This is a genomic window from Pseudomonas sp. K5002, from assembly GCF_013386655.1.
Taxonomy (GTDB): domain Bacteria; phylum Pseudomonadota; class Gammaproteobacteria; order Pseudomonadales; family Pseudomonadaceae; genus Aquipseudomonas.
The window spans coordinates 1-1,628 of the sequence record NZ_JACARK010000966.1 but is presented as its reverse complement, the minus strand read 5'-3'; the positions used below and the strand labels follow the sequence as shown (position 1 = coordinate 1,628).

The window sequence follows — 1,628 nt, the reverse complement described above, 5'->3', positions numbered from 1 at the left end:
CGGTGCTGCTGCCGGCCAATTGCTCGATGGCGGCACCGGCGCTGCTGTTGGTGGTGTTGAGCAAGGCGTTGTACAACGCGTTGTTCTTGCCCAGGCTCGCCAGGGCGTTGGCGGCGCGGGTGCCGTTGCCGGTGTTGGCGAACTGATTGAACGCCACGTCATTGCGGGAATAGGTCAGGCCGACCTGGGTAGGGCTGTAATCCAGGGTGGGGGTGAGGAAGGCATAGTCGCTGGTGACCTTGCCGAACGTGCCATTGATGCTGCCGGCCTGCAGTACCGTGTAGTGGCTCTGCCACGGGTAGGTGCCGGTGCCGGGATTGACCGCCAGGGTCGCGCCATTCAGGTACGCGGTGCCGCCGACCTGGACCGGTGCGCTGCTGCCGTCGGCATTCACGCCATAGGCCAGGGTCGAGCCGCTGGTCATCGTCAGGTCGCGGGTGATGCTGGCGGTGCCGAGGGCGGTGTTGGTCTGCAAGGTGCCTTTGACCAACAGGCTGCCGACACTACCGCCACCGGCATAAATACCGCCTTCATCGACGGTCAGGTTGCCAGCGATCCCGCCCTGGTTGATCAGCTTGGCGCCGCTGAAAATCTCGCCGCCGTCGCTGAAGTCGCCGCTGCCGGTGAGGGTCCAGGTGCCTTGCTTCACGTCCAGCCATTCGAAGTTGCGGCTGTCGCCAAAACTGCCGCCGGCGGCGTCGTCCATGATCACGCGGTCATATCCGGTGCCGCCATCCACCACGCCGACAAAGCGGCTGCCGCCGAGCAGGGTCAGCGTGTCATCGCCGCCGCCCAAATCCAGGGCCAGGCCGTTGCTGCCGCTGATCAAGCCGGCGTTGACCACCGTGTCGGCAAACTCGCCGACGAACTTCACGCCGAAGCCGTTCAGGCCCTGAATGGTGCCATGGTTGATCAGGGTGGTTGCAGCAAGTCCCGGGCCGTCGCTGCCGTCGTCCACCAGCACCGCGTTGTTGGCACCGCTTACCAATGCACCCACGCCGTTGAACACATAGCCACCACCGAGGGCGATGCCTTCGCTGCCGTTGGCAAAGCCGTTCTTGTCGACACCACCGGCGCCGACGCCCTGGATGACTCCGTAGTTTTCGATGTGGGCAATCTTGTCGATGTCCACGCCGTCACCATCGCCGTCCGGCTGCAGTCCGGAAAATGCGCCGGTAATAGTGCCGTGGTTGATCACCGTGCCATCGCCGTCGGAACCAAAACCCGAGCCGTTGCGGCCGATTACCGTGCCGTAGTTGGTCAGCGTGGCGCCCAGGTCGGTGGTGATGCCGTGGCGGCCGCCGGAGATGAGGCCGTAGTTGGTGACGGTCACGCCAGTAGCGGAGTCGATGTCGACGCCGTCGAATTTGTCATCGCGCGAGTGGGTGTCGCCGGTGGAAATCTCGCCGTAGTTGGTGATCGTAGCGTTGCCGCCGGTCTTCATGCCGTCGCTGGCGTCACCGCGAATCAGCCCGCCCTGGCGGTTGATGATAGTGGTAGTGACGTTGGAGCTGCGGATCGCATCCAGGTCCAGCCCTTGGCCGGTGGCGGAGCGAATGGTGCCGCTGTTGTCGATCAACAGGCTGCCGCTGGCGAAGTTGCTGTCGATGCGCAGCGCGTCGTTGGCG

General features: G+C 64.6%; 1 pseudogene. It reads right to left on the bottom strand.

Features of this window, described 5'->3' with window-relative positions:
• Positions 1–1,628 (bottom strand): annotated as a pseudogene (locus HX846_RS31815) (autotransporter domain-containing protein); the annotation flags it as partial.